Annotated in this window: 25 protein-coding genes; 7 read left to right on the top strand and 18 right to left on the bottom strand. The window is 60.8% G+C overall.

Annotated features, from left to right (window positions below; genetic code table 11):
* Window positions 1–272: 272 nt before the first annotated feature.
* From LFT47_RS08900 to LFT47_RS08890, 3 genes are read right to left on the bottom strand one after another with little or no spacing between them, the layout of a single operon-like run.
* Window positions 273–1,442 carry an acetyl-CoA C-acyltransferase gene (locus tag LFT47_RS08900; RefSeq protein ID WP_236817297.1) on the bottom strand — a complete coding sequence of 390 codons (1,170 nt, stop codon included), beginning with the start codon at window positions 1,440–1,442 and terminating at the stop codon, window positions 273–275.
* The gene (locus tag LFT47_RS08895; RefSeq protein ID WP_272909626.1) at window positions 1,439–2,158 is read right to left on the bottom strand and encodes a CoA transferase subunit B; all 720 of its coding nucleotides are present in this window, start codon (window positions 2,156–2,158) and stop codon (window positions 1,439–1,441) included. Before LFT47_RS08895 ends, LFT47_RS08900 begins: the two co-directional genes overlap by 4 nt.
* Window positions 2,159–2,866, bottom strand: a complete 708-nt coding sequence (locus LFT47_RS08890; protein ID WP_236817293.1) for a CoA transferase subunit A — start codon at window positions 2,864–2,866, stop codon at window positions 2,159–2,161.
* Window positions 2,867–3,014: 148 nt separating this feature from the next.
* Between LFT47_RS08890 and LFT47_RS08885 the strand changes: the two genes are divergently transcribed.
* The 3 genes from LFT47_RS08885 to LFT47_RS08875 all read left to right on the top strand — a co-directional run bounded on the left by LFT47_RS08885 (window position 3,015) and on the right by LFT47_RS08875 (window position 5,744).
* Window positions 3,015–3,782 carry an IclR family transcriptional regulator gene (locus tag LFT47_RS08885; protein ID WP_236817291.1) on the top strand — a complete coding sequence of 256 codons (768 nt, stop codon included), beginning with the start codon at window positions 3,015–3,017 and terminating at the stop codon, window positions 3,780–3,782.
* A gap of 346 nt (window positions 3,783–4,128) precedes the next feature.
* On the top strand, window positions 4,129–4,944 hold the full coding sequence (locus LFT47_RS08880) for a FadR/GntR family transcriptional regulator (protein WP_236817290.1): 816 nt from the start codon (window positions 4,129–4,131) through the stop codon (window positions 4,942–4,944).
* Window positions 4,941–5,744: a FadR/GntR family transcriptional regulator gene (locus tag LFT47_RS08875; protein WP_236817288.1), complete on the top strand. Its 804-nt coding sequence runs from the start codon at window positions 4,941–4,943 to the stop codon at window positions 5,742–5,744. The genes LFT47_RS08880 and LFT47_RS08875 overlap by 4 nt, the downstream gene beginning before the upstream one ends.
* Window positions 5,745–6,011: 267 nt before the next feature.
* Here LFT47_RS08875 and LFT47_RS08870 read toward each other — a convergent pair whose 3' ends face one another.
* Window positions 6,012–6,359, bottom strand: a complete 348-nt coding sequence (locus LFT47_RS08870) for a DUF4286 family protein (RefSeq protein WP_236817286.1) — start codon at window positions 6,357–6,359, stop codon at window positions 6,012–6,014.
* A 286-nt stretch (window positions 6,360–6,645) separates the two neighbouring features.
* Complete coding sequence (locus LFT47_RS08865; protein WP_236817283.1) at window positions 6,646–8,133, bottom strand: APC family permease; 1,488 nt, start codon at window positions 8,131–8,133, stop codon at window positions 6,646–6,648.
* A 410-nt stretch (window positions 8,134–8,543) separates the two neighbouring features.
* Between LFT47_RS08865 and LFT47_RS08860 the strand changes: the two genes are divergently transcribed.
* The 4 genes from LFT47_RS08860 to LFT47_RS21475 all read left to right on the top strand — a co-directional run bounded on the left by LFT47_RS08860 (window position 8,544) and on the right by LFT47_RS21475 (window position 11,109).
* Window positions 8,544–9,029, top strand: a complete 486-nt coding sequence (locus tag LFT47_RS08860; protein ID WP_236817281.1) for a hypothetical protein — start codon at window positions 8,544–8,546, stop codon at window positions 9,027–9,029.
* Window positions 9,030–9,350: 321 nt separating this feature from the next.
* Window positions 9,351–10,202, top strand: a complete 852-nt coding sequence (locus tag LFT47_RS21360; RefSeq protein ID WP_272909620.1) for a DUF6545 domain-containing protein — start codon at window positions 9,351–9,353, stop codon at window positions 10,200–10,202.
* Complete coding sequence (locus LFT47_RS08855; RefSeq protein ID WP_272909625.1) at window positions 10,127–10,930, top strand: DUF4192 family protein; 804 nt, start codon at window positions 10,127–10,129, stop codon at window positions 10,928–10,930. Before LFT47_RS21360 ends, LFT47_RS08855 begins: the two co-directional genes overlap by 76 nt.
* Window positions 10,858–11,109, top strand: a complete 252-nt coding sequence (locus tag LFT47_RS21475) for a DUF4192 family protein (RefSeq protein WP_442863462.1) — start codon at window positions 10,858–10,860, stop codon at window positions 11,107–11,109. The genes LFT47_RS08855 and LFT47_RS21475 overlap by 73 nt, the downstream gene beginning before the upstream one ends.
* A gap of 241 nt (window positions 11,110–11,350) precedes the next feature.
* On the opposite strand, the gene LFT47_RS08850 is transcribed toward LFT47_RS21475, so the two are convergent.
* The 13 genes from LFT47_RS08850 to LFT47_RS08790 all read right to left on the bottom strand — a co-directional run bounded on the left by LFT47_RS08850 (window position 11,351) and on the right by LFT47_RS08790 (window position 25,611).
* Complete coding sequence (locus LFT47_RS08850; RefSeq protein WP_236817277.1) at window positions 11,351–12,118, bottom strand: SDR family NAD(P)-dependent oxidoreductase; 768 nt, start codon at window positions 12,116–12,118, stop codon at window positions 11,351–11,353.
* Between the two features lie 117 nt (window positions 12,119–12,235).
* The gene (locus LFT47_RS08845) at window positions 12,236–12,859 is read right to left on the bottom strand and encodes a nuclear transport factor 2 family protein (protein WP_236817275.1); all 624 of its coding nucleotides are present in this window, start codon (window positions 12,857–12,859) and stop codon (window positions 12,236–12,238) included.
* 47 nt (window positions 12,860–12,906) lie between these two features.
* Window positions 12,907–13,938, bottom strand: coding sequence for an amidohydrolase family protein (locus LFT47_RS08840; protein ID WP_236817268.1), 1,032 nt, complete (start codon window positions 13,936–13,938; stop codon window positions 12,907–12,909).
* A gap of 10 nt (window positions 13,939–13,948) precedes the next feature.
* Window positions 13,949–15,082 carry a mandelate racemase/muconate lactonizing enzyme family protein gene (locus LFT47_RS08835; protein ID WP_236817266.1) on the bottom strand — a complete coding sequence of 378 codons (1,134 nt, stop codon included), beginning with the start codon at window positions 15,080–15,082 and terminating at the stop codon, window positions 13,949–13,951.
* 142 nt (window positions 15,083–15,224) lie between these two features.
* On the bottom strand, window positions 15,225–16,022 hold the full coding sequence (locus LFT47_RS08830) for an HpcH/HpaI aldolase family protein (RefSeq protein ID WP_236817264.1): 798 nt from the start codon (window positions 16,020–16,022) through the stop codon (window positions 15,225–15,227).
* Between the two features lie 149 nt (window positions 16,023–16,171).
* Window positions 16,172–17,323, bottom strand: coding sequence for an ABC transporter ATP-binding protein (locus LFT47_RS08825; protein WP_236817258.1), 1,152 nt, complete (start codon window positions 17,321–17,323; stop codon window positions 16,172–16,174).
* 41 nt (window positions 17,324–17,364) lie between these two features.
* On the bottom strand, window positions 17,365–19,104 hold the full coding sequence (locus LFT47_RS08820) for an ABC transporter permease (protein WP_236817256.1): 1,740 nt from the start codon (window positions 19,102–19,104) through the stop codon (window positions 17,365–17,367).
* A 76-nt stretch (window positions 19,105–19,180) separates the two neighbouring features.
* A complete protein-coding gene (locus LFT47_RS08815) occupies window positions 19,181–19,750 on the bottom strand; it encodes a PCC domain-containing protein (protein ID WP_236817254.1) in 570 nt (189 codons plus the stop codon).
* Between the two features lie 1,117 nt (window positions 19,751–20,867).
* The gene (locus LFT47_RS08810) at window positions 20,868–21,746 is read right to left on the bottom strand and encodes an aldo/keto reductase (RefSeq protein WP_236817253.1); all 879 of its coding nucleotides are present in this window, start codon (window positions 21,744–21,746) and stop codon (window positions 20,868–20,870) included.
* A gap of 26 nt (window positions 21,747–21,772) precedes the next feature.
* Complete coding sequence (locus tag LFT47_RS08805) at window positions 21,773–22,156, bottom strand: carboxymuconolactone decarboxylase family protein (protein ID WP_236817251.1); 384 nt, start codon at window positions 22,154–22,156, stop codon at window positions 21,773–21,775.
* 61 nt (window positions 22,157–22,217) lie between these two features.
* Window positions 22,218–23,129: an alpha/beta hydrolase gene (locus LFT47_RS08800; protein WP_236817243.1), complete on the bottom strand. Its 912-nt coding sequence runs from the start codon at window positions 23,127–23,129 to the stop codon at window positions 22,218–22,220.
* Window positions 23,130–23,279: 150 nt separating this feature from the next.
* Window positions 23,280–24,302, bottom strand: coding sequence for an ABC transporter substrate-binding protein (locus LFT47_RS08795; RefSeq protein WP_236817241.1), 1,023 nt, complete (start codon window positions 24,300–24,302; stop codon window positions 23,280–23,282).
* Between the two features lie 514 nt (window positions 24,303–24,816).
* Complete coding sequence (locus LFT47_RS08790) at window positions 24,817–25,611, bottom strand: FadR/GntR family transcriptional regulator (RefSeq protein WP_236817239.1); 795 nt, start codon at window positions 25,609–25,611, stop codon at window positions 24,817–24,819.
* Between the last annotated feature and the right edge of the window lie 348 nt (window positions 25,612–25,959).

Genomic DNA, 25,959 nt, shown 5'->3' with positions numbered 1-25,959 from the left:
CCCAGCAAATCGCCCCCTCGCTGATCCTAGAGACCTACGGCTTCAAGGTACCCGACTCCGTCGATGGCGTAGATCACCTCACCGGAGCACCAGGGGCCCGTCACTTGGACGGCAATGTGCCGGAAACCATTCGCCAGGGCGAGCTTGACGGTGACCTCTGCCCCGTCGGCTCAGCCGCGGGGCCGACAAGCAGGGCAGTATCATTTGGTGTGAGCTCGCACCAGTTCACTACGACTTTCTCCGTAAGCCCGACTGGGCATCGGATTCATCTCTCAGAGCGACCTGAGAACGACCGAGGAGCCTTGTCCGCCTCCACCGCAAATTCCCGCGGCACCCAGCCGACCCGGTCCCCCCTCGGCGAGTTGCCGTGCCAACGTTCCGACAATGCGCGCGCCTGAGGCTCCGATGGGGTGTCCAAGGGCGATCGCGCCGCCGCGCGTATTGACGATATCCGGGCTAACCCCAAGCGTGCGTACCGATTGAACAGCGACTGCGGCGAATGCTTCGTTGATCTCGACGGCGGCCAGTTCCTCCACTCCGGCGTTAATGTTTTTGAGTGCGGCGAGGATCGCGTTGGCAGGCTGGTCGTGCAGCCGCACGTCCGGACCTGCCACAAGTGCGTAGGATTCCACCACAGCGAAGGGAGAAAGGCCCAGCCGCTCGGCAGCTGAGTGGCTCACCAGGACCAATGCCGCGGCCCCGTCGGTGATCTGCGAGGAGTTGCCGGCGGTAATGGTGCCATCCTTGCTGAAGGCCGGGCGCAGGCCGGCTAGTGATTCGATGGTCGTCCCGTTCCGCACACCGTCGTCACCGGTAACCACAGTGTCCCCGCTGCGAGAAGCAATAGTGTAGGGGGCAATCTCTTGGGCATGGAAGGCGGCGTGCGCCTCAGCGCGCTGGTGGGAAGAGGCCGCCCATGCATCTTGGCTGGCCCGGTCCAGACCGTAGTCGGTATTGCCGCCTTCGGTCGAGATGCCCATCGATCGGCGTTCGAAGGCGTCAGTAAGGCCGTCGATCTCCAGTGTGTCTACTGCTTGAAGGACTCCGTACTTTTGTCCAGCTCTCGCATTGAAGACGTGAGGGGCCAAAGACATGGACTCTTGGCCCACTGCTACGACGATGTCTGCCTCACCGCTGTCGATCAGGCGTGCAGCAGCAACCACGGCTTCTATGCCGGAAAGACAGACTGCGTTCAGCGTCAGCGCCGGGGCGCTCAGGGGAATGCCCGCGGCCACGGCGGACTGCCGAGCTGGGTTTTGGCCGGCTCCGCCCTGCAGGACGTGCCCGGCGATCACTCTTTGGACATCTTGCGGATTTACGCCAGCACGGCGAAGTGCAGCGGTGATCGCGTGAGAGCCGAGGGTTGTGGCGGGGATAGAGGCGAAGAGTCCGTTGAACCGACAGAAAGGGCTGCGAGCATAGCCGGCAATCAGCGCGCTCATGCGCCTGCCCCTACGGCCTGTGATGCGGTCTGCGGGCGGCTGGACTGCCGATATATTTCCGGATCCCCTATGGCGTCTAGCTCTGGACCAACCGTGAATGGCGCCCCGGTCAGCGCGCGAAGTTCCGCGATACTGTGCCCTGGGGCGATCTGGCGCAAGACCAGGCCCCCGTTCAATACATCGAATACTGCTCGATCGCTGATAATACGGTCCACGACACCCACGCCGGTGAGCGGAAGGTCGCACTCGGGCACGATCTTCGGGGTACCGTCCTTCGCCACGTGGTCGGTGACTACGATCACGCGCGGTGTGCCGGCAACCAGGTCCATAGCACCGCCCATGCCCTTGACGAGCTTGCCGGGAATAGTCCAGTTGGCCAAGTCTCCCGCACCGGAGACCTGCAGGGCGCCCAGAATGGCGGTCTGCACATGTCCGCCACGGATCATGCCGAAGGAGACGGCGGAGTCGAAGAAGCTACCACCCGGCAGCACCGTCACGGTCTGCTTGCCAGCGTTGATCAGATCCGCGTCCTCTTCACCTTCGTACGGGAAGGGACCCATGCCAAGCAGTCCGTTCTCGCTCTGCAGCGTCACCCGGACGCCTTCGGGCAAATGGTTGGCGACCAGGGTCGGTATTCCTATGCCCAGGTTCACATACTGGCCGTCTTCGAGTTCACTGGCGGCGATGGCCGCCATCTCATCACGAGTCCACATGATTCATACCTCCGCGCGGACGCGCACGGTCCGCTGCTCGATGTCTTTGGTTTGGTTGGCTACGCGCACCACTCGCTGGACGAAGACGCCCGGTGTCACGACGTCTTCGGGGTCCAGATAGCCGTCGATCACCTCTTCCGCTTCCGCGATAGTCATCCGACCGGCTGTAGCGACGAGCGGGTTAAAGTTGCGGGCCGTCATCCTGTAACGGAGATTGCCATCGCTGTCCGCCTGGTGGGCGCGCACCAACGCGACATCGGCGACGATGCCGCGTTCCAGAATGCAGCGCCTACCATCGAACTCGGCCTCAGGCTTGCCCTCTGCGATTGGCGTACCAACGCCGGTGGCAGTGTAGAACGCGGGGATTCCGGCACCGCCGGCACGCAGGCGCTCCGCCAGAGTGCCCTGGGGAACGAACTCAACGTCGAGCGTGCCTGCCAGGTACTGCTCTGCAAAGAGCTTGTTCTCCCCGACGTAAGAAGCCAGAACTTTGCTAACCTGCTGGTTTTCCAGCAAGAGGCCGAGGCCCTTGCCGTCGACGCCCATGTTGTTGGACACGACTGTCAGGTTCCGCGCGCCGCTGTCGCGTACCCCTTCGATGAGGTCCCGTGGGATGCCGCTAAGGCCGAAGCCGCCGACGGCGAGGATCATTCCGTCCCGAATGGTCCCGGCCAGTGCCTCTGCGGCGCTGCCCCAAAGTTTTGATGCCATTTTGATTCCGTCCGTCCACTATGTGGCCTATGTGAGCCTCCATCTGAACCGTAGCCTTCTATGAGTTGGATGGTCAACGGAATGGAGACTGGGGCTCAATATTGATCGCATGATGGTCACGGCGAGGATTAGCGTCCATAATATAGACATGAGCGAATCTCTCCCCGGCGCCCAAGTCGTGGGCCGCATCGGCCAAGTTCTTCGAGCTGTCAGCGGCGCCATGCCGCGCGGTATCGGCACAACAGAAGTCGCTCGCGCCACAGGACTGGCGCGCCCAACCGCCCACCGCCTGCTCTCATCCTTGGCGGCCGAGGGATTCCTGGACCATGACTCCAAGGCCGCCCGCTGGCACCTAGGGCCTGAGCTGTACCTCATGGGTTCCGTGGCCGCCGAGCGCTACGACATTACTGAAATAGCCCGAGACCACGTCCGCGCCCTCGCCGAGGAGACCGGAGAGAGCGCCTTCCTATCGGCCCGACGCGGCGATGAAACGGTCTGCGTACTGCGCCAAGACGGCAGCTTCCCAATCCGGTCCTTCGTCCTTTACGAGGGCAAGCGGTTCCCGCTCGGCGTCGCATCAGCGGGCTTGGTCATCCTCTCCTTCCTGCCGCGGGACGCCGCCGAACGTTACCTTGCCCACGCAGACCTTAAGGAACACTACGGCCCAGAGCATGCCCCCGACCGGATCCGAGAGCGGATCGAAGCCACCCGCTCAGCGGGATACGCAACCAATCCCGGGCTCTTGGTCCAAGGCAGTTGGGGCATGGGCTCCGCCGTTTTCGACGCTGCCGGGCAACCGGCCTGGGCTCTTAGCATCACCGGCATAGAGTCCCGATTCTCGCCTGAACGGCGCCCCATTCTTGGACGCTTGCTGCTGCGTCACGCCCACGCCTTATCCGAAAAGCTCAAGCGGTGACTCACCCGTCGAGCTGGATGCGATGCTCGGCGATGGTCCACCAGAGTTGGAGCTCATGAAGCATGAACATATTCCGGACCTGGAGTCATGTGCAGCCAGGGCGCAGAGCACCGTCGTCGTTTCCTCTATCTCATAAACTTCCTTAGGTTCCTTGGCTTCTCAGTGAGATGGCAAGACGAGTACCGATCAGATTCGCCCGCCAACGGTCGTCCGCGCAGGAAAGCCGAGCGTGTCTCGCGCTGGACTCCATCGCTGGACCTCACTCTGCCGGTCGACCGACTCGTTCCGTCGGTTGCTTACTGGTTGCTGTTGAACGTCGTCGCTGTCTAGTAAAATCAATGTTCTAATGACAAAGGATAAGATTCTCGCGACGGACACCCCCTTTGACCTGCGTGCGCTGTTCCTGACGCCGGTGGTGGACGGATCCCTGGTGCAACAGACGATCCGCCGGCTGACCGAGGCGATCGGGATCGGGCTACTTCAGGGCCGTGAGCGGTTGCCGGCCGAACCGGAGCTGGCCGAGCTGCTTGACATTGCTCCCATGACGCTTCGAGAGGCGCTGGCCGTTATGCGCCGGGCCGGTTATCTCGAGACGGTTCGCGGGCGGACGGGCGGGACGTTCATCGCGCAGATATCGACACCCTCGAAGGAAGCTGCGAGGCAGCGTCTGGAGAGCATCGACGCCGGCTTCCTTCGTGATCTCTCGGACTATCGTCGGGCGATCAGCGTGCAGGCGGCTGCACTCGCGTCAGAACGCGCCACGGAGACCGAAATCCTCGGGCTCGAGCGTCAGGTGGTGCGGATCCGGGCGGCCGAGACCTTCGTCGAGTACCTGCAGCTCGATGCGCAATTCCACATCGCCATCGCAGCGTCCTCGGGAGCGACCCGATTGTGGCGGGAGCAGATCAGGGTCGAGATGGAGACCGGCGGGATCACGCTGGCCGCGGCCGCGCAACCGAGCCGCTTTCACCCGGATCTGATGATGGACCATGATGCCCTCGTGCAGGCCATCCGCGATCGCGACCCGGTCCGTGCCCGAGCGGTTACTGCGGCACACATCAACCGCGGCTGCGAGGCCTTGATCGAACTTTGCCTGGGCCACGGCCATACTACGGATCCGTCGGAGAACGATGGAAAAACGAGTGGAGGAGCGGACGCATGAGCGGCGAGAGAACCGTGCCGGATGTCAAGATGGACTCGCGGGGACTCGCCGTGCGGCAGGTCGTCTTCGCCCCGCTCGGCGGTGATCCGCTCGCACAGCACGTTGTCCGCAGCCTCGCCGAAGGGATCGGCCTCGGAGTCATGCGCCCGGGCGACCGGTTGCCCACGGAGAGCCAGCTTGCCCAGTCGCTGGGTGTGTCTCTGGTCGTGGTGCGAGAGGCCCTGTCGATTCTCCGCGAGACCGGTCATGTGAAGACCGTGCGGGGCAAGGGCGGAGGGACTTTCGTGGACCGTGCTCCCACACCGCCATCCAAGGACGAGGCCCGTCGTGCGATCTCCGTCTTCGCCCCGGAGATCGTCACTGATTTCACGGAATTCCGCACCGCAATCGAGTCCGAGGCGAGCGCTCTTGCAGCGGCCCGCGCCGGTGCGCGCGAACTGGAGTACATCGCAGCGCTGGCATCGGAGATGCGCGATACCGTCGAGTTCCACCGGTATCGGGAACTAGATGCCGCGTTCCACATGGCAATCGCCTCCGCGTCGGGGTCCACGCGCCTGGCCGAGGCCGAGGCGAAGATCCAGGTCGAGCTCGGAGCCGCGTTCAACGCCCTGATCGAGTTGCTCCCCGAGATGCAGTTGACTGCCGTGACGCGCACCTCGGACACCGAGCACGGGGAGATCAGCAAAGCCCTGGGCGAGCGCAACCCGGAAGCCGCCCGCGCCGCCGCGTGCAGCCACGTGCGCGGCGTCCGGGACCTCCTGATCGCGGTCGCAGGCAGGTTGCCGCGGGCGGAGGCATGACACAGCGGCGCCCCCGCGTCCGCAGCCTGTCTGGCGCTTTGCAACAACCCGGCCCGGACGGCACCCCAGACCCATCCGGTCCCGCGTGCGATCACCAAACGCGCGCTGCGCCATTTCCACACGCACAAACAAGCAGCAATGGGTTGATCACGCCGCCCTGAAGCGTTCTTTTGAGGTCATTACCCGGCCTGTCGGCGCCGTCCCGGCCGAACGGCACGACGTACGTTCTTTGCAACGCCGCCGACAAGGTCCCGGGAGGAATCAGGTTTATGACTGCACGACGCGCGAGCCGATCGGCTTCCAGTAGAAAGCGCTATACGACATGTCGATTGCCGGCGAAATGGGCATCGCTTCTGTCCCGTCTCGTCTGCTGATTTCTTCGGAAAGCGCGTCGAGATCGTCGGTGTCGACCTCATAAATCGCGAGGTAACGATGTGCCGGCCAGGGAATGCCGCCTTCTACTTCTACGTCTACAAGGCGAAAACGTTGTGCCGCAATGATTCCCGGCACCGCCACGACGTCCTTCAGGTGGACATGGTCATACCAATCGTTGTACTCGACCTCGCTTTCAGCCGATGTCGGGTTGCTGAAGACAGCGAGAAGCGCTTGCGGCATAACATCTCCTAACGCAGGGAGTAGCGGACAACCCACTACTTCAATTGATTTAGTATCTATTTTTATATGTCTATTTCTGCCCAACAATGGATACGGCACTCTCATATGGGCCCAGCGGCCGGACCACCTCCAGGCCGGGTCCTTTGCGAAACCCGGTCGCGGTCCGCCAGACCCCGGATCAACACAAGCACGCACCCGGCCTCATCCAAGCGGACGTGGCCGTTCACCGCGCCCCCACTCTGACCGGAACCGCCGTGGACTGCTGGGTAAAGATCAGTCAGGACAACTAATCCGGCACGCTCTGCGCGGAAACCGGCCGGTCGGCCATCATGTCCGGCGTCCGGTCGGACTCGCGCGCCCTGGATTCTTGGCGGGCACCCACCCGCTGAAGGATGAGAAATGCAAATACAATTACGGCCAAGGCAACGAAGGCGATCCAGACCATAGCGTCGTAAGGTGCTGACGGCGGGTTGACGAAGCCGTTGACGTAAATGCCGACCATCGTGACGATCACAAAGATGCTTGCGACGATAACACCGAGTCGGACGCCCCTCTCCCGCAGCGTTACGACGATCGCTCCAACGGCGATCAGCAGGTAAGACGGAGCCCAAGCGTAGGCAAGCAGGGTGGCTATCGCGGTGAATCCCTTGGTGATGTCGCCGACGGCAAACACCATGGAAATCATGGCGAGCAAACCGAGTACGGACGACACCACGATCGCGACGACGGGAGTGCGGAGCCGGGGATGCACAGCAGCAAGCCTCGGCGGCAATAGTCGGTCTATCCCCAACGTCGCGAACACCCGCGAACCGTAGTTGAGAAAGCCAACGAGTGCGACAAACGCTTCGATCGCGAAGATCAAATCAGTCGCCTTCGCGAATGTTTCTCCAAGGCCAGCTTGTATCGATAGAACCGCCGACGGCGAGGCGCCGGCTGCGATTTGATCGGAGGCCTCGGCAAGCCCGGGTACTTGAGCAATCGTAGGGACGATCCAAAGAACGGCGAGGACCGCGGGAACGCCTATGAGTGCCCACGGCAATGTTCGTTTCGGGTCGCGGGTCTCTGTAGCGAGAGCGGCGCAGCTTTCAAAGCCAATCATGAAAGCCAGCGCCCCAACGACACCCTGGAACGTTTGGTTGAAGGTTAGCTTGCCCAAGTCGAACTGGGACGACAGATGGAGTCCGGTGTGGATGGCGCTCGCGATCGTGATGATCACAATCGGAGGAATCGCAATGGCACTCAGGATGACCGACGTACGCACGGACGCGTCTAATCCGCGAATGACAATGGCGGCAGAAATAGCCAGAACAATCAGATAGATTACGGCCTGGATTCCGACCTCGTTCGCATTAGCAATTCCGATGGACGTGAGGAAGCTGCCGATGAACAGACCGCAGGCCGCGACTATCGACGCGAGCATCAGGATGAATCCAAGAAACAGCGATGCGCCCGTGATGCAACGTGCCCACCCGCCGAGGGCATGGCTTACATACGAATACAAGGATCCCGTCACGACGTATCGTCGCGCGAAGGTCGTGACAGCCGCTCCGATACACATCGCAGCGACCATCGCGATGAGGAGTGACGTCCAACTCGCCATGCCGGAATAGGTGAAGACCAGAACCGGCACCAATACCATCCCCATTCCCGGGGTCATTGCCGTGAGCGCCAGGGCCACCAGCTTCGGTCTACTAAGGTGACCCCGGTCAAGGCCTTTGACCTCGTGTAGAGGTTCAATGCCTTGGGACGACGTCGACTTTTTCATATCGGTCATTTCTCATGTCCTTGCGGTTTGGCCCATTGCTGTCGAAATGGGAAGTCGGGACCTGCGGTTGGTAAAGCGCTGCCGTCGTTGGCGAGCAAAACTGCGTGGTTCCAAGTCGGAGCTGTGGCGAGCGCCGCATGGATCCCTCCTAGGCGCTTGCCTGAAAGCGATAATCGCTTATTCTATGACAACTATAAATAGATTAAAGATGATTGATTGTCAATCATTCGTCTCGCCATTCTCGAAGGGTTCCCTTGGCACGGGGTGTTCGAGCTTCGATCGAGGGGATCGACACCTGCGAGGAGGGCAACAAACCACATTTCATGCCAGGTCACGCACGCTCTGCCCTCTACCCAACCGGGTTTTCTCTGGACCAGATCGGCCCAGTCAACGTACCGCTTCCCCTGCCTCGACCCGCAATGAACTACCGTGAAGCCCTGCAAATAGCCCGGAAAGCCGAGCATGCCTTCGGCCTGCCCCATGACGCCACACTTGATGTCATACACGCAAAACTGGAAGCTCAACGAGGCAGGACCATCACTGTCGCTGAAATTCCAGGCCTGTCAGGAACGGAACTGTATGGCCTCTGGCTCATCTGCGCCGACCGGGACGTCGTTCTCCATGCTCCGGCAAAATCGCTCTGGCACCGGCAACAGATCATCCTCCACGAATTCAGCCACCTGATCCTCGGCCACGACCGAGAAACCCAGAGCGGCCAGGCGGTCAACAGCCTCCCGCCTGACTTGGACGGCGAACAGGTACTCCGAGCGCTCGCCCGCGGCGGCTACACCGACGACGCAGAACTCACCGCCGAAACTCTTGCCGACCAGCTCGCTACACGGATCCTCAACAGCGCGGCGGGCACCGTCCCCGAACCACTCTCTTTTCGTAAGGTCTTCGGCTGATGGAATATGTCCCAGCGGCCACCCTCTGGGTACTGACCATCTTCCGGTTCCCTGCCGCTCTGGATCCGCACCGCGGAAGCGTCTTCCGCGCAACCATCCTTGCCGCAATCGCATGCACTCTCTACGTGCCGGCTGTCTACTTCGCCGCGGATCCCGTACTCGGTGGTTCGAAACCGTGTCGGTCTAGCAACCCTCTTGTCTCTGCTCCTCGGATTCTGGCAATTCCGAACCGCCATACTGCTGGCCGCCGTGGCCGACGCTGAAGTACGACGCCGGCACCTGGCCTTTGGACGCTGGGCTGCGGGCATAGCCTGCACAGCAGTGACGACCGGATTTCTCACCAGCCGCGTTGACGTCACTCATCCGGATCTGCCCCTCACGTACGGTGATCAGCCCGGAATGGCAGTATTCCTCTGGACCGGCTCCGTGTTCATCATGTGGATCTGCCTCGATATCGCACGCGTGTGCCACAACAACGTTCCGCACATGCACGCCCCGGCCTTCCGCTCAGCCTTCATGCTCATCGCCATCGGATGCATCCTGTTCTCCTTGGTGCTGATCGACCGGCTCCTCTACGGCGCCGTGATCAGGAATGCGGGTGTTGCCAACGCGACAGCCACTGCCCTAACCGTCTTCTATTGGGCCGGCGAAACCTTCGCAGTCCTATTGGTCAGCCTCGGACTGCTTCTCCCCCGGGTGGCGGGGCACCTCGAACAGGGAGCCTTCGGACTCCGTGCAAGGCTGCTGCTCCTAGAAATCGAGCCCATCTGGAACCGCGTCGTCTCCAGCCATCACCAGCTCATCCTCGAGAAGCGACGCACTAGCCGATTCATGGTCCTCAGCGGGCACGCCGAAACACAGCTGCACCGACGGCTCGTCGAAATACGCGACTGCGAGATGGCCAGCCCCTCGATAACAGGGCGCCTCGACCCCCACGACAAAGCCGTCGTCGAACGCGCAGAACTAGCCCTCGAAAAGCGCTCCGTCGCCCGAACGACGCTACAACTGACAAACACGGCCGCCACACGAGGAGAAAGACCGTGGAAACGCTTACCATCAAAACACCTGCCGATGTCCTTAGCTTCATCGGCCACACCTTGGGATTCTGGCCCCACGAAAGCCTTGTCTGTATCAGCATCGACACCAACCGAATCGGCGCGACACTCCGAGTAGGCCTTCCCAACCACGACGGCGCCGAACTCGCCTATGCCCGAACAGTCGCCGGCTACCTCGCCAACGACCCCAAGGCCACGAGCGCCCTGATTCCCGTCTACACGTCGGTTACCCCAACAGCGGGACATGACCGGCCATACGCAGCAGTCATTGCCGCACTGACCGGGGCACTCGCCGAACGACACATCACCATCAGGGACGGCCTCCTGGTCGGCGACGACACCGTTTCTCCCTATGACTATGACGGCGACCAGAGCCTCAGTTGCGCCCTCCCACTATCGACGGTCGACTCCGGCGAAATCAACGCCGAACTTGTTTATCGCGGTAGCGCTATCGCGCCAACGGGGCGAATAGTGCTTCCCGCCTCAACTAAAGAAACAACGTTTGATGCCGTTGAGGCCCACATCGCATCGATCCAACGATCCAACGACCACCGGGTCCTCGAACAGGCACGCACTCTATGGGCAGGCATCCTCAAAGCCAAAACCTACCCCACCGATGACCAAGTCACCGCGCTGATTGCGAACTTCCAGTTCCCAGCCATCCGTGACCAGCTGAAGGCAGACATCCCAGTCGTCGAAGGCCGATGGAACAGATCTTGCTGGCCCAAACCCCAGGCAAGCCGGAGTGGACCCGCCTCGAATGGGCCCAGCAAATACTGCTCCACGCCTACACGCACAGCAGCACCGACCACTCGGCGCCACTCCTCACGGCCATCGCATATATAAACTCGTGGGAAGGGCGGGGCAGCAAAGCCCACCAGTTCCTCCAGCTCGCTCTCGAAGCGGACCCCGGCTACCGACTCGCCAAACTCAGCGACCAACTCCTCGGCTACGGAATGCTCGCCGGCTGGAACATGGACAAGGACACCGCGTACCGGCCGCGGGGGCTTGGAACGTCAGATTAGTAGCGGCGCTTCTTTCGTCGGTATCCGCTGGATGTCGTTGATGCCCGGATTTCCGTAGCTCAGCATACCGGTCCCAGCCAGCCGGACATCGGCGCGGGCATGGAAGTCGTAGAAATCGAAAATAGCCGCCAGATGACGGTAGCTTCACTGCGGCCTCGCGGCCGAAATGTGACGCCTTGCCCAAATCCAGTGCCCGCCCTCTTCGGCTAATGCCTTCGCGGCCGAAGCTGGCGGGCTCACGTCACACCGCGATCTGGCCCCCGTCGACCACGAGAACCGAGCCAGTGACGAAGCTCGAGTCGTCACTGGCGAGGAAGAGCGCGCTGGAAGCGAGTTCTTTGGTCGTACCCAACCGACGTAGCGGAATACCTTCGACCCACTGAGCCAATAGTTCTGGGTTTGACGCTACGTCGTCGTTGAGATGGGTGCGAATCGCTCCGGGGGCTATCGCGTTGACCCTGATCCCTTCCGGGCCGTACGTTGCCGCCATCGCGCGCGCCAACGCTACCACTGCGCCTTTAGTCGCCGCGTAAGCGTGGGTTGGACGACCGCTCGTTCCGACGAACGCGTAGATCGAGGCGGTCAGGATGATGGAGCCACCGCCCTGCTCGCGCAGGTGCGGCACTGCGGCGCCGGCCAGTGCATAGACGCCACGCGTATTCACGTCGAAGGCGAGGTCCCAGCGCTCGGTCTCGATCGATTCGACGGTACCCCCGATGTGAAGAGTGCCGATCCCGGCGTTGGCGAAGACAATATTGAGCCCGCCGAAAGCTTCTGCCGCCGCGTCCACCGCCGTTCGGACCGCGGCCGGGTCCGACACATCGCAGGCGAAGAAACGGGCCGCGCCGTTGTCTCCGGCGAGTTCTTCGGCGAGCGCCTGTCCTTGGTCGACATTCACGTCCAGGATTGCGACGCTCGCACCCTCAGCGACGAAACGCCGCGCTGTCTCTGCTCCGATGCCCGTAGCGGCACCCGAAATGATCGCAGTCTTCCCGATTAGTCGTCCCATGTGTGTATCCCTCGTCTGATGTTTGTGTTGATGTTTGCGTCTCCTCTCCTGACCTTTCCGCGTCTATGCGAACCGCTGCGGTGAGATCTCCACGCGATTGGCGGAAGCGTGGCAAAGTCAAGAAAACTGGATGTCGCTCTCCCCTATGGGGGAAAGAGCAGAATCTGCTGCGCTAGATGCCAGCGTGGCATAGACGACGTCTTTCCGATCGCGTCTTGAGACAACCCACGATTCATCCAGGGGCAGGAAAGACTGAGAATCGTCCCTGCGGGTCCATTCGATGGCGACAACACGGTTTCTGATCCGCCACCCGTTGCCGTCGAGGTTATCGAAGTCATCGATGTAGCGGCAGGCAACGGTTCGGTGGACTGGCTCGTCGCTGGCGGCGCTCCCCATGAAGGCATCTCGTTTGGCGGATTCGACCCGTTTCATGCTTAAGCAGTAGCTCTCTGACCGGGCAGATTTGCCGTCGTCCGCGAGCCAGACGGAGACATTGGTCAGCACGTGAAGCGAGGACGTGACGTGCTCGTGGTTGCCGTGCATCCAGGTGAGCATCTCATCCACCGAGCCGCTGAAAGTACCGTGCGAGTCGTGGGCATTCTCGTGATAACAGCGCCGAACGAGGTCCCAGTCTTTCCGGTCGAGTCCATGGCAATAGGCGGTAAGTACCGTGCGGATTTGATTCTCAATTAGCAGGCGTTCGATGTCGGAAACGCTGGTTTGACTGCTCGAGCTGATCATTCGGTTACTCCTTCGAGGAAGTGAGGACGGGGCGCGGGTGGTGGCAGCTATGCACCGCTGGCGGAGTCGTTCTCGTCGGGAAGATCCAGCCGGTAGACTCTTTTGGCGGTGCCGTGGAAAAGCTTGGCCTTCTCGGCTGGCGAGTAGTTCCTGACGATGTGCTTCATGGTGTTCCAAAGCACGGGGTAGTCGCAGGTGCGGCTGTCGACCGGAAAATTGCTCTGCATCATGCATCGATCTGGACTGAAAAGCTCGATTCCAGCCTCAATATAGGGACCCCAAGCGGCTGCGAGGTCCAGGTAAGAGGGGCGAGCGGGCCTCTCATCAAACCCGAAGCCCCAAAAAGGCATTCCCAGACCGCCGACCTTGCAAACAACGTTCGGGCGCGCGGCAAGGTCCGTGAGATTGGCGAGCCAGGCATCGAAGGAGTCTTCCGGCTTCACACCATCTTCGGGCATGGCGACTGCCATCCCCAAGTGGTTCAAGACAATTGTCGTCTCTGGAAACTGGTCCGCGAGTTCACCGATTTTCGGCAGCTGGTGGTGCAGAACGGCTGCGTCGAAAGTCAGCCCCCGGAGCTCCAGTTGCTGAAAGCCGCGACGAAATCCAGGGTGGTCCATCAGGCCTCGCGGCGGCCTGTGAGTCATGTACTTGTAAGGGGTTTCCGTCGAGTGTTCGATCGTGATTTGCCGGATGCCGCGAAAACGGTCCCTTGCCACTTCCATAGAACGATCCAGGAGCTCGCCAATCTGGTCCCCCATGGTCAAGTCGGCGAAGCCTACGATCCCGGCGGCGACGCGGGTGTGGCCGTAGATGCCGCTTGCACTCATCGCCGCCACCCCGTTGGCAAACTCGACCTCGCCGAGTGGGCGCATGTCCTCGGGGCCGAAGGCCCGGGCCATAGCCTGCGTCTCCACGTACACACTCGCCACAATGTTGTGCCCCGTTGAGACGTCGGTCAGATAGTCCTCCATCATGTAGCGGCGGGACGGCCTGTCGAAGAGGTGTTGATGAGCGTCGATGATCGGAAGGTCGGGTTCGATTATCTCGAGCTCCGGCTCGACAATTGGGCAATTCACTCTGGGGTCCTTAGTTTGCCAACAGCTGCTGAAGGTCCGAGTCTGCGAGATGTGGGTGGCTCGCGAATTTCTGGAGCTTGTCCGTGTCGATGGTGAAACCGAATCCCGGCTCCGGCGAAACAGTCAGGTAGCCGTCCTTGACCTCTGGCGTGTTCGTGATCTCATCCGCGATGTGCAGAAAGTACGCCATCTCGGCCGGGTTCTCCGACGTCGACCTGTTCGCCGCCGCGTATGCCGCGCTCGTCCATGTGCCCAAAGCACTGTCGCCTTGGTTACCGATGACGAGTCCCGTCCCATGAGCCTCGCAGAAGCCGCGAATCCGCTCAGACGCCGTTATGCCGGTGCGCGCGATCTTGATGCTTACCATCGATGACCGGGCGGACAGGGTTTCCTGGACCACCTCGCCGGCGTCCCGGCAGCTCTCATCGCCGAGGATTTCTGTGGTGCTCTGGTTGTACACGCGAACCCGCCCTTGCGGCTCATAGGCCGGCGAGGGTTCCTCGATCCAAGCCAGGCCAACGTCGGCCGTCCGGTGCAGGAATTCCAACGCGCCCGCAGATGTGAATCCGTGATTGGCGTCTGCGCAGAGGTGCGCCTCCGGAAGGGCCTCGCGCAGAGTCAGGAGGAGATCGGCGTCCTTTTTGGGGTCCCAGCCGACCTTCACCTTGAAGGACCAGATTCCGTAATCCTTAGCAAATCCTTGGGCTTCGCGCACCATTTGATCCGCGTCGCCGCCTCCAATGACAGCACTAACCGCGATCCGGTCCGTGTACCCACCCAGGAGCTTGTGGACGGGGACGTCGAGCGACTTGCCGATCGCATCCCAGATTGCGGTGTCGACCGCGCCCAAAGCCGAGTTGTTGTTCAGCACGTTGCGCAATGCGTACGCAACCTTGCTTCGATCGAAAACCTCCAGCCCTACGAGGGCCGGCCGAACAAAGTCGTTGATTACTGCGACGATAGACTCCACAGTCTCGCCGTAAGCCATGGGCCTGGGGATGGCTTCGGCATAGCCACGAATACCCGTTGATGTTTCGACGATGATCAGGACATGCTGCGCCGAGCTGATGGACCCGGTCGCCCACACAATCTCATGATGCAGTGGTAGCTTGAACGGAATCGCGAGTACTTTGGTGAACTGCATTTTTCCTCCTGAGCGGCGAGAGCCTGATGGGCCCGCGCCGCCCGAATATGGCGCCGCACACATTAGGCGTAGTAGGACACGGTTATTTGAGAAGATAGTGGGATAAATCCGGGGAAGCTGCGCCTCGTGGGCACTCTAATTTCTACTGCTGGGTTGGCGTGACCGCCACCTTGAATTCCGCAACCGCACGCTGGTACGCAGACACTAAGACGGAGACATCCGCGCCGTAGACGAACACCGTAGCGCCCTGGGTCGCCCATTCGGTGCACTCGCTAGGACCGTAGACGGCCAACCCATACGGGATTGAGCTCCGGGCCTGCAGTCGATCCATTATCGTTTGTGTGAGCTCGACGACCCGTGGATGTTCGGACTGTCCGGTGAGCCCGATGCTGGTCGCAAGATCCGCGCGACCGATGATGATCGCATCCAGTCCAGGATCCTGAGCCAGGATCTCATCGATGTTGTTAACCGCGTCGCTGCTCTCGATCTGTCCGATGATCAAGACTTTCTCGTTGGCCGACGCCGCGGTCTCCTGGAAGCGCTCCCGTCCGACGCTGTAGTGAGCGGCACGTGACATTGTGCAGACTCCTCTGTTGCCCCGAGGTGCGTACCTGGCTGCGTCGGTGGCGCGCCGAACATCATCGGCTGTCTCTACGAACGGCAGGACAATTCCGCCTGCCCCCAGCTCCAGCGCATATCGTATGTTCTGCTCGTCGATTGTCGATACGCGGACCAGAGGGATGACGCCGACCACTTCAGCGGCCCTGATCATGTTGCTGACGGTTTGCCAGTTTTTCGGAGAGTGCTCCATATCGATGATGACAAAGTCAACGCCGGTCCGGGAGACAGCCTCGGTAGCATCCTCGCTTGGCAAGAAGAGGAACGTCCCGAGAACTGGCTCCCTGTGGCGTAGCCGTGATTGAAAGGATTTACTTGACATATCTGGCATTGTTTTCCATCTTTATTCCGTTGTGCCCAGCACTAGTCGGCTCGATCCATCTTTGGCACAGTGTGCACGATTGCGTTTTGCGTGGGTCGCCGCGACTGCGGACCGACCGTCCGCGGACCGGTCAGTCACGTCCCGTCTGGTCAACGGCTGACCAGCTCTTCACCGCTATATAGGAGACTCAGCCCTGACGGGATACGCACGTGCAGCTGGTCGCCGGGCCTGAAGTTTTCACCTTCGCCATGCTGGGCGTACCAAAGGTTGCCGCCGATCTCGACGACGTACTGCCGTCGGCCTCCTTCGCCCAGGACAACCTGCGCGAGTGTTCCATTAAGGGCGATTTCCGCGCGGTTGAGGGCCGCATCTTCTGCCAGCCCTTTGGCGATCGAGGTGTCGCGGGGTCGTACGAAGAGCTGGAGCGGCGAGCCGTCCAGATGGGGGGACGTGAGGTCACCACTGCCGTGGATGACGCCGGCGGAGTGGACGAGTTTTCCTTGTGTCGAAGTTACGTTCAGATTGTTTCTCACGCCGAGGAACCGTGCCGCGTAGGGCGAGACCGGCCGTGAGTAGACCTCCTCCGGTGGCCCGACTTGTTCAATCGCGCCTTCGCGCATCAGGACGACCCGATCACCCATCTCGAGGGCTTCTTCCTGGTCGTGGGTGATGTGCAAACCTGTGTAGCCGAGCGAACGGTGAATTCGCAGCAGTTCGGTACGCAGGGATACTCTAAGCAAGGCGTCGAGATTGCTCAACGGCTCATCGAGCAGGAGGATTGAGGGCTCATAGACGAGCGCTCGTGCGAGGGCCACTCGCTGTTGCTGTCCACCGCTGAGCTCGGCAGGGAGGCGTTTGGCGAAGTTCTCGCATTCGAGCGCGGCGAGCACCGCGTGAACACGCTCCTGCCGCTGCCGTTTCTCGATCTTGCGCCTTCTCAGCGGGTAAGTCACGTTTTGTTCAACGGTCATGTGCGGCCAGAGCGCGTAATTCTGGAACACCATCCCGACATTGCGCTTGTCCGCCTTGGTGTTGATCGAATGCTCCGCGTCATACACCGTCCGGCCCTGGAGCTGAATCGTGCCGCTGGTGGGAGTTTCGAGTCCGGCGATCGAGCGAATGAGGGTTGACTTTCCACACCCACTCGGTCCGACAATCACGACGTATTCACCTTCGGCGATTTCGATATTCACGTCCTTGACAGCGTGGACTGTCCGGCCCCTCTTCGTCTCGAACGCCTTTCCCACACCCCGCAAGGATGCGCTGACGGGGCGGTCGGATGACTCATCGTTTGTTTTCACTTGACGATCCGCTCTTATGTCTGCCTGAAGAATATTCTTGGTCATAGGTTTTCCAATGCCTTACGTCCGCCGATCAATACGGTCAAGACGAGAACCGCGGTTGTGACTGCTGTCATCACGAGCGCGAGGACGGCTACCTCGGGGAAAGTGCCTGTTTGACCTAGCTCGTAAAGCAGGGTGCCCATCACTTGATTTCCGGGGGACTGCAGCATTACCGCAACAGCGAAGTCTTGCGAAAGCAAGATGAAGCCAAGGGCCAACGAAGCCGTGATACCTCTCTTTGTCAAAGGTAGTGCCACAGTCAGGACCGTCCGAAACTGGCTAGCGCCCGAAATACGTGCCGCTTCGAACAACGACGAATGGACGCCGATGAGACTCGAATACTGCGAACGCAGGGAGAACGGCAACACGATGAACGCGTAACCGATGATGAAGAGGGTGAGAGTCCCGTAGAGCGAGAATGGCGGCCGGATAAAGACGAAGAGGACTACCAGGCCCAGCATGGCTCGCGGCACTGCAAGCGGGGCGACGAACGCGTAGTCCAGGACGTATTTGACTGCGCGGGGCGCGCGCAGGACACCCGACATCGCCAGGGCGGTGACGAATCCCAGCGGAATGACGATGATCATGGCCAAAGCCGACGTCAGAAGGCTCGTTGTGATCGAGTTGAGCACGGCAGGATCAGCGAAGGCGGTCTGGAAGTTCTGCGTCGTGAATTTGATCGTCGATAGATCGCCGCTCCAGAACGGTGAAAAGGCGACAACGAGGATCGCGGCGAGCGGCAGCAGGACGGTGATGACACCGTATCCGACGACTAGCACTACCGCCCACTTCGACGCATTGCCGGCCATTCCCCGTCCGGAGCCCTGTGTCACGTATCGACGCTGATCACCGACGACGACCCGCTGAACCACGATGGACGCGATACCGATGGCCAGCAGGGGCAAGCCGAGCGCCGCGGTCAGGCCATAGTTGACCGGGAACTGCTCACGAAGACGGAAAACCTCTGTCGTGATCACCTCGATGCCTGGTCCGGTACCGAGCAGCAACGGCGCAGTGAAGCTGCCAAGACCCAGAAGGAACGCGACGACAACACCTGCGACCAACGCGGGGCGCAGCAAAGGCAAGGTGACACTCCAGAACGTGCGGATCGCCGTCGCCCCGCAAAGCCGGGCAGCCGCCATGAGTGAGCCATTGATCTCGTGCATGCGCGCATACAGCAGGGCGAAAATGATCGAAGTGAGCTCCACACCCGTGATGAGGATAATCGCCGGAAGGGAGTAGATATTCAGTGGGCCCTGCGACGAGCCAGCGAACAACGGGATACTGCGCAAGAGCGCGTTCCCGTAACCGCTGGTTGGCGCAAAGATGAAGATCCATCCATAGATCACTGCAACAGGCGGGATGACAAGTGGCAGTTGCGGAATGAACGATGCAATGCCCCTGAATCGCCGCGGAACACGCATAACCAACGTGACCATGGCGACCGCGAGCACGGCCCCTATTGCCGTCGATGCAACCGCCAACAATAGGGTGGTGAGGAAGATCTTCGGCAGGCCCGGATCCGCGAACATTTCACCTATCGCGGCTCCGCCGCCCTCGAATGCGCCGGCAAAGTAGATCGCGATCGGGACAATGATCAATCCGGCGATCACCAGGGCGAACAGAGACCAGCCGGTGCGAGCGCCGAGTTTGCCGACCAGTCCCCTAACCCAGGAGCCGGTCGAGGGCGGTCGGTCCGCAACAGTCAAGCGCGCGCCCACCAACGTTGTCGACCTCATAACGCCACAGCGTTCGTCCGCCAGAGGCTCAGCAGCCTCCGCGGCTCACTCGCACAACACCGAAATTGGTGCCGAGTCATGATCGTGGGACCTCAGGGGGTGCCGGGAATTCGACAGAACGAAGTCGGTGATAAGGAACGCCAGCGGGGTAGTCGTTTGACGGCGTCGAGTCGACGAGCAGCGAGAGATCCACGCCCTCGACCTCCGCCAAGGCGATGGTGAAGTGCGACTCAGCAATGACCGAACGTACCAGAGTTCCTTCGACAAGGTGGCCTGTGTAGGTCTTGCCGTCTGCGGCGGTCGCCGATACGTGGATATGAGCGTACGGGTCTCCCTTTTTGTAGCGGACGTGCCCATCGGCGGAGACAAAGTCGTCCTTCACCTGACCTATGATGCCGGAACCCATTACCTCAGCGAGGCCCTTGACCTCAATGACCTCCGGAGGCCGGCTTGCTTCGCTCTCGCGGCGGGCGCTTTTGGGCAGTGTCAGCCGCAACTGGGACGCCCCACCGGTGATGTCCAAGACGAGCCCTGTGGAGATATTCTCCGTTCGCGCGATCTCGATGACCGCTTCGTACACATCCTCACCAGGTGCGAGGTGCGCGTAGATAACGCGGCCCATCTGTCCTGTGACAATCGTGCTCATGGATTGCTCCTAACGTTGCTCGTCAAAGACGGAGAGGATGGAAAAAGTTGCGTCTCGACTGAGACCAGTGCTTGTTTGGATGGCTTCATTGGCTTCCGATCGTTGTGTCTTGAGGCCTGCTCGCTAGCAGGAATCTACGGGGCTCCCGCCGTGCGGCTGGCTAGCTCAGCGGCTACGCGCCCATGACCTCGCGGTACTCCAGCGGCGTCGCGAGTGCATCCATTACCTGCGAGGATGACGGGCGTCTTGGTCCAGTTCCGCGGAATAATCGTCGTCACGAAATTCGAGAAAATCGGGTCGATTGTATTGACCATCGTCCGCTGATCTTCGGTGAGCAGCGCCATCGTCGACCGCCGCCCTCTCCACTTCGAGACTAATCATGCCTCAACTCTGACATGCTTGTCTGACAAGTGTCAAGGTTCTTTTTTGGTAGAAATTTCGGACAGTCAGGCTTTGCAAACTAGTCGCCTTATCAGACGAGCGAACGAGCGAGCGAGGGACCGTTACACCGGGCCCGGGCGCAGATTGATTCGCGCTACTTGTCTCGTCGAGGCACACCAGAACTTTCATGAACGCCCTGCCAAGAGTGGTGGCTGGCATGATTCCGGGTTCCCAACGCGGACCCCAGTTGTAGAAAAGTCAGCCAAGTACCCGCTAGTCCGACAATACTATTGCACACAACCAGGTCCGAACACCTCAAACCTGAGCGGCAAGGAATGACTAATGATCACCAAGTCTATGGAGGCCTTCGGGCTTCAACGCGATCTCGGTCTTGCGTCCGCACCGGGTAGGTCGCTGCATCGCATCATATCCAGCTCGTCCAGGCAATCAGGGATCTGAATCAGAGAGCGCTGTCGCCCTGCGGTGCCAACAACCTCGACTATCTGAACGCCTGTTGCCTCCAACAGCGTGGCAGACGCCTACCGGACCTCTCGCGTGCTTACGCCGCAGTCAATTTGCCGCGATGGCGGGTCCGAGCGACGGCGAGGCCCAGTCCGTCGGTCGAACCGATGATAAAGATTCGTGCAATAGTGAGTCCTCGCGTTTCGTCACGTGGGCGTGGCGAGGGCGAGGGGTGTGATTGTGTGGCGCGGCACCCCTCGCCCCGGTGGCGCTGTTATTCGGGGATCACGAAGCCGTGCGAGGCGAGGTTGAGCGAGTCGGGGTCGGGGCCGCCGCGCACACCGGTGTCGAGGGCATCGATTTCCGCGATCTCCCCGGTGGTCAGGGCGAAGTCGAACACGTCGAAGTTCTCTGCGATGCGGTGGGCCTTGACGGACTTCGGGATCGCGGAGAATCCGTGCTCGAGGTGCCAGCGCAGGATGACCTGTGCCGGGGTCTTGGAGTACTTGTCTGCGATAGCGGTGATCACGGAATCCTCGAGGGGGTTCTTTTTGAAATCGCGATAAACGTACGCCCCGCCGATCGGCGACCAGCACTGGGTCAGGATGCCGTGACGGTCGTTGGCTGCCCTCCACTGCGGCTGCGTGTAGTAGGGGTGGACCTGGATCTGGTTCACGGCAGGCACCACGCCGGTGCGGCAGATCAGCTCGTCCAACTCCGCGGGTGTCTGGTTGGAGACACCGATCGCGCGCACCCGTCCGTCGGTCAGGAGCGTCTCGATCGCCTGGTACGCGGCAATGGTCTTCCCGAAGTCGGATGCAAGAGGCTGGTGCAGCAGCAGCAGGTCGACCTGGTCGACGCCGAGCTTGCGCACGCTCTTCTCGAAGCCGTGAAGCGCCTCGTCATAGCCGTAGTCGCTCATCCACAGCTTGGTTTCGACGAAGATCTCGGAGCGGTCGATGCCGGACCGGCGGATGCCCTCGCCGACCTCGCGTTCATTGAAGTACGCCGCGGCGGTATCGATCAGCCGGTAGCCGGTCTGCAGCGCGGTCACGACCGCGCCGGTGGTCTCTTCGGGCGCGGACTGGAAGACGCCCAGGCCCAGGGCAGGCATCTTCACGCCGTTGTTCAGGGTGACGTGTGTTTGAGTCATGTTGTGGTTCCTTTGGTTCGTGGCTGCTATTCGCCGAAAACCCGCTTGGCGACGTTCATCGCGGACACGGCTTTGGGCCAACCGGCGTAGAACGCCATGTGGATGATGACCTCTTTGAGTTCCGTCTCGCTCAGCCCGTTCGTGATGCCGTAGGGCAGGTGCCATCCGAGCTGAGCGGGGACGTCACGGGATTTTGGTTCAATGTCGGCCACGGCAACTGCTCCGGCCACCGAGCGCAACGGCGGCCGGTCCTGGCCAGCAATGGTCACGAGACCAGCGGAGAGCTTGGGCGGGGCCCCGGTCTGCCGGCCGTTCATGCTCCGCCATCCCGGGATCGTTGCTGCGGTGCGGTTGGCGTAGTCCTCGATCGAGCGTGCGGCCCAGATCATCGAGGCATGGGATCCGGACATCCATTATGGAGCCCGGGTTCTTCCGCACCGAACTCTTGGTCGTAGAGACGTGTCCGAAATGTCAGGCCATCTGGGCCGCCAAGAACCGATCGATCCGATGCCAGCCGTCCTCGTGGTTGCGATGGAGATTGAAGGAGTGTCCGATGTCTGCCAGTTGCTCGACCACCACCCGGTGTCCTGCGCCGGAGTGTTCCAGCCAAAATTCCCGCTCTTCGGTAGCGTGTTTTCCTGGCATGATCCTGTCGTGCTCGCCCAGCTGCACATAGACCGGGCACTCAACTCCTCCGATGGCGGATGTCTCTAAGTTATCCCTGGCGACTAACCCATCGGCCCAGAGCCTCCGCGGCAGGGTGGTGCGAAGAACCTCGTTGTCGTATGAAATGACGTCAGGGTCGGCCATTTGCGGGTAATAGAACGCATGCTCTCGAGCCTCAGGCGAAAGGGTCGCATAGCTGGTCGCCAGTGCTCCCTCACGGACACCTGGGCCGAAGCCTTGATCGTCCCTGCCCCGGAAGTAGCCCGTCGCGGTGACAATCACGGAGTCAGCTGGTTGCAGGCGCCCCTGTGTCTGCACGCAGAGGATTGCGCCGAGCGAGTGCCCGATAAGCGAAACGTGGCCGACTGCCCTTTCGGAAAGCCGCTTCCCGGCACGCACCTTCAAAATCATGTCGGACAGCCCATCTCCGACGGACTCCAGAGACACCGCATCCCCATCAGGACGCGAGCTCGAGCCAGTGCCGGGCAGATCCACTGCCAACACATCGTGCCCACGAGCGGTCATGTACTGGACGTAGGAATATGCGTTGTTGTTGACGGGACCGAAATCCCAGTACCGGTGGTCGTAGGAGTTGCCGTGGACGAGAACCTGCAACACTCCAGTTGGTGTCGACTCCGCGGTGAAGTAGTGACCCGCGAATTCAGCCCGACCTCCGTCCGCCGTGTTCACGGGCACGCTCAACGTCTCTTCAGTCATCTTCCCTCACTCCACGTGGCTGACTCGGTGCCTTCGCACACCGATGCGAGGTGGCCGACCATTTTGGGTGTCGTCCACCTCGCCATCAGTGTGTTCCCGAGCCGTAACTATCCTTGTTCTGCATTGCCAAGGATCACATCTCTGGCCTAACTATTTGCCGAACAGCGGTGTCCAGTACTTTGCGATCCAGGCGTTCCACTTCTCTGTTGTCCAGTCGTTTGGGTTGTAGCCTTGCACATCGCTCCAAGGGACTGCTCCGTCCGTTTTCAACGGAACGGTCGCCGGGGCGAGCGACTTTACGAACTGGGTGTCGGCTTCCTGGCTCATCAGGAAGTTCATGAAGACCTGCGCAGCGTTCGGGTTGGGGGCATTCTTCAGCACCGCTGAATCGTAAAAGACGCCGGAAGTGGCCGTTGTGGGAATCGTCTGAGCCACTTTCGCACCGCTGGCGATGAGCGGCGACACTTGAGAGCCAATCGCGGGGACTGCGTAGTCATACTCACCAGACCCTACTCCCTGGGCCGCGAGCAGGTTGTTCGCCTGAACCGAGAAGTTCGTCTTTGCGAGTTTAGCGAGAATCTGATCTCCATAGGTCTTGCGCAGTGTGTCATAGTAGAACGCGATAACTGGCGAAACCGACGGGCTCACCAACCCGACCTTGGCGTGAGGGTTGCTGTCGACCAACTGTTGGACGCTCGAAACGGGTCCCGGCCCGGTGGTTGAATAGGCGAGGGTGAACGGGTAGCCGTAGACGGTTGCATAGCTCTTGTTCGCCAGGAGCTTGTTCCAGCCTGCACTTGCGGCCTCAGGGCTGACCTGCAAGCCCGCGAAGTTGTTTTCCGTGTAGTTCTTGTCGAACCACCCGGTCGAGCTGTGGAATGCCACATCGGCCCCCTTCGCGCCGATGGAGATCTCTTGGTCAAGCCGAGATACCAGATCGGATGTGGGTGCTAGCTGCACGGTTACCTTGATGTCGGGATAGGCCTTCTCAAAGGCCGAAACGACAGGGTTCATTCCGGTTAGCGAAGTGTAGAAGGTGACTTTCCCCTCGCTATTCGCTTTCTTGACGATGTCGTTCCAGGCGGCCACCGTCGTAGTTGTCACCGGGTCGGTGGAAGCACCCGCGGCGCCGGAACTAGCCCCGCCACCTGCACCGCAACCGGCGATCGCCACTGCGGCAACGATGCCGACCGCGACGATTCCGGCGCACCTTGTTTTGCTTCCAAGCCATTTCCCTACTGATGAAGCCATGGCAATCCTTCACTTTCGTAGCGCGGGACCCACACTGGTCCACTTAGTCAAAGTTACGCAAAGAACCACTGTCTGTCTAGAGCAAAATGGATGATTGTCAGACTAAGTTGAAAGGGGACATGTCAACAAAAGGAGCATGATTGTCATCCGCGTGCAGCAGGTCGAGATGAATGGCGTCGACACACGGAACGCCTGCTCCCGGGCGCCGAGATCGTGATCCTCACGCTGGCCCGGCGGCGAGGCGACCTCTTCGACGCGGCAGGCTCGGTGATCGACGTGATTGCTGTAGGCAGTTCATCCGATACGTGCGTCCGACGGGCTGATCCTCTCGCCGAACGTTGGCCGCGCATTCACGGCCCTGCGACCACAGAAGGTGCGTCAGTCCTGCTCTGAGCTCCGAGACTATCCGGGTTCAAGCAGCCAGAAAATACTGGTCTCAGGCTGGCGCACGTCCCGCCAACGATCGCTCGATATCGCCATGCGCCTGGTCGTCCCCGCTATTTGCGATGCCGTGTTCGCGCAGATAGTTTAGATGTCCCTGCATCGCCTCAGCAGCCGCAGCCGGATCCTTCGCCTTGATCGCCCGGTATACCCGGATGTGGTGGTCGACAGACTCCCTTCCCAGTTCCGCATCAGTATTAACAAAGACAAGAGGGTGTGCCGTCCGGTGCAGGGCGGACACGAACGCCGCGAGCACGCGATTGCCCGAGGCATTCGCGATCTCGGAGTGGAATTGCGCATTTAACTCGGAGATGGTCGGGTCGTCAAAGGTGATAGATCGTTCCCGGTCGATGACGTCGTGGAGTTTGGCGAGGTTACTGTCGTTCCGGAACTCGGCCGCGAGCCGAGCACTAGGGACTTCCAGCATGTCGCGAAAGTTCGACACTTCAGCTGGTGTAACGGAACCGATATCCATAACGCTGGTCAGCCGATCAGAGACCAGTCGCGAGAAGGTATTGTGATCCACACTCTGCACGTATAGTCCGCTTGTCGTGCCGGGCCCCTTCACCAACAGGCCACTTTCTACCAACGATCTCAGGGCCTCCCGAATCGTCGCCCGGCTGACATTGAAAGACTGGGCCATGCCCTGTTCGGACGGCAGCCGTTCTGCGTCGCGAAGGGAGCCGTCCAGGATGGCTCGCCTGATCTGGTTCTCTACCTGCTGTCGAGGTCGTTGAACCGGGATCGCCGGGAATGGCGTCGATATTCCGGCCGCTGCTGTATCCGCCATCGTGTTTCTCCTGTCAAAAACGCTTCCATAAGCGATTGTAAGACCAGTCTATTCTAGGCCTACAAGGCACAGATTTTCCTCCGTCAGACAGAGTGGAAATTTGGGTGCGTGTCTATGCACTCTGAGAGCAATAGATATCGCCTCGCCATCTCGCCATCGACGGAAGCAAGTCTGGCCTTAACGGTCACCGCCTGAGGGGCGCGCCTGAACCGCATACCAGCCAAAATCCACCAGGTTGGAGTGGGCGTTGCCTGAAGAGGCCTAACTGCACCGGTCCCTTTCGCATACCTTCCCTTCTCGCTCAGGGGCCGTACCCATCCGGCAGTCCTGAATCAACCCCACTTTGTC

This window comes from Arthrobacter sp. FW306-2-2C-D06B (assembly GCF_021789175.1).
Taxonomy (GTDB): Bacteria; Actinomycetota; Actinomycetes; order Actinomycetales; family Micrococcaceae; genus Arthrobacter.
This window is presented reverse-complemented; position numbering and strand designations above follow the sequence as displayed.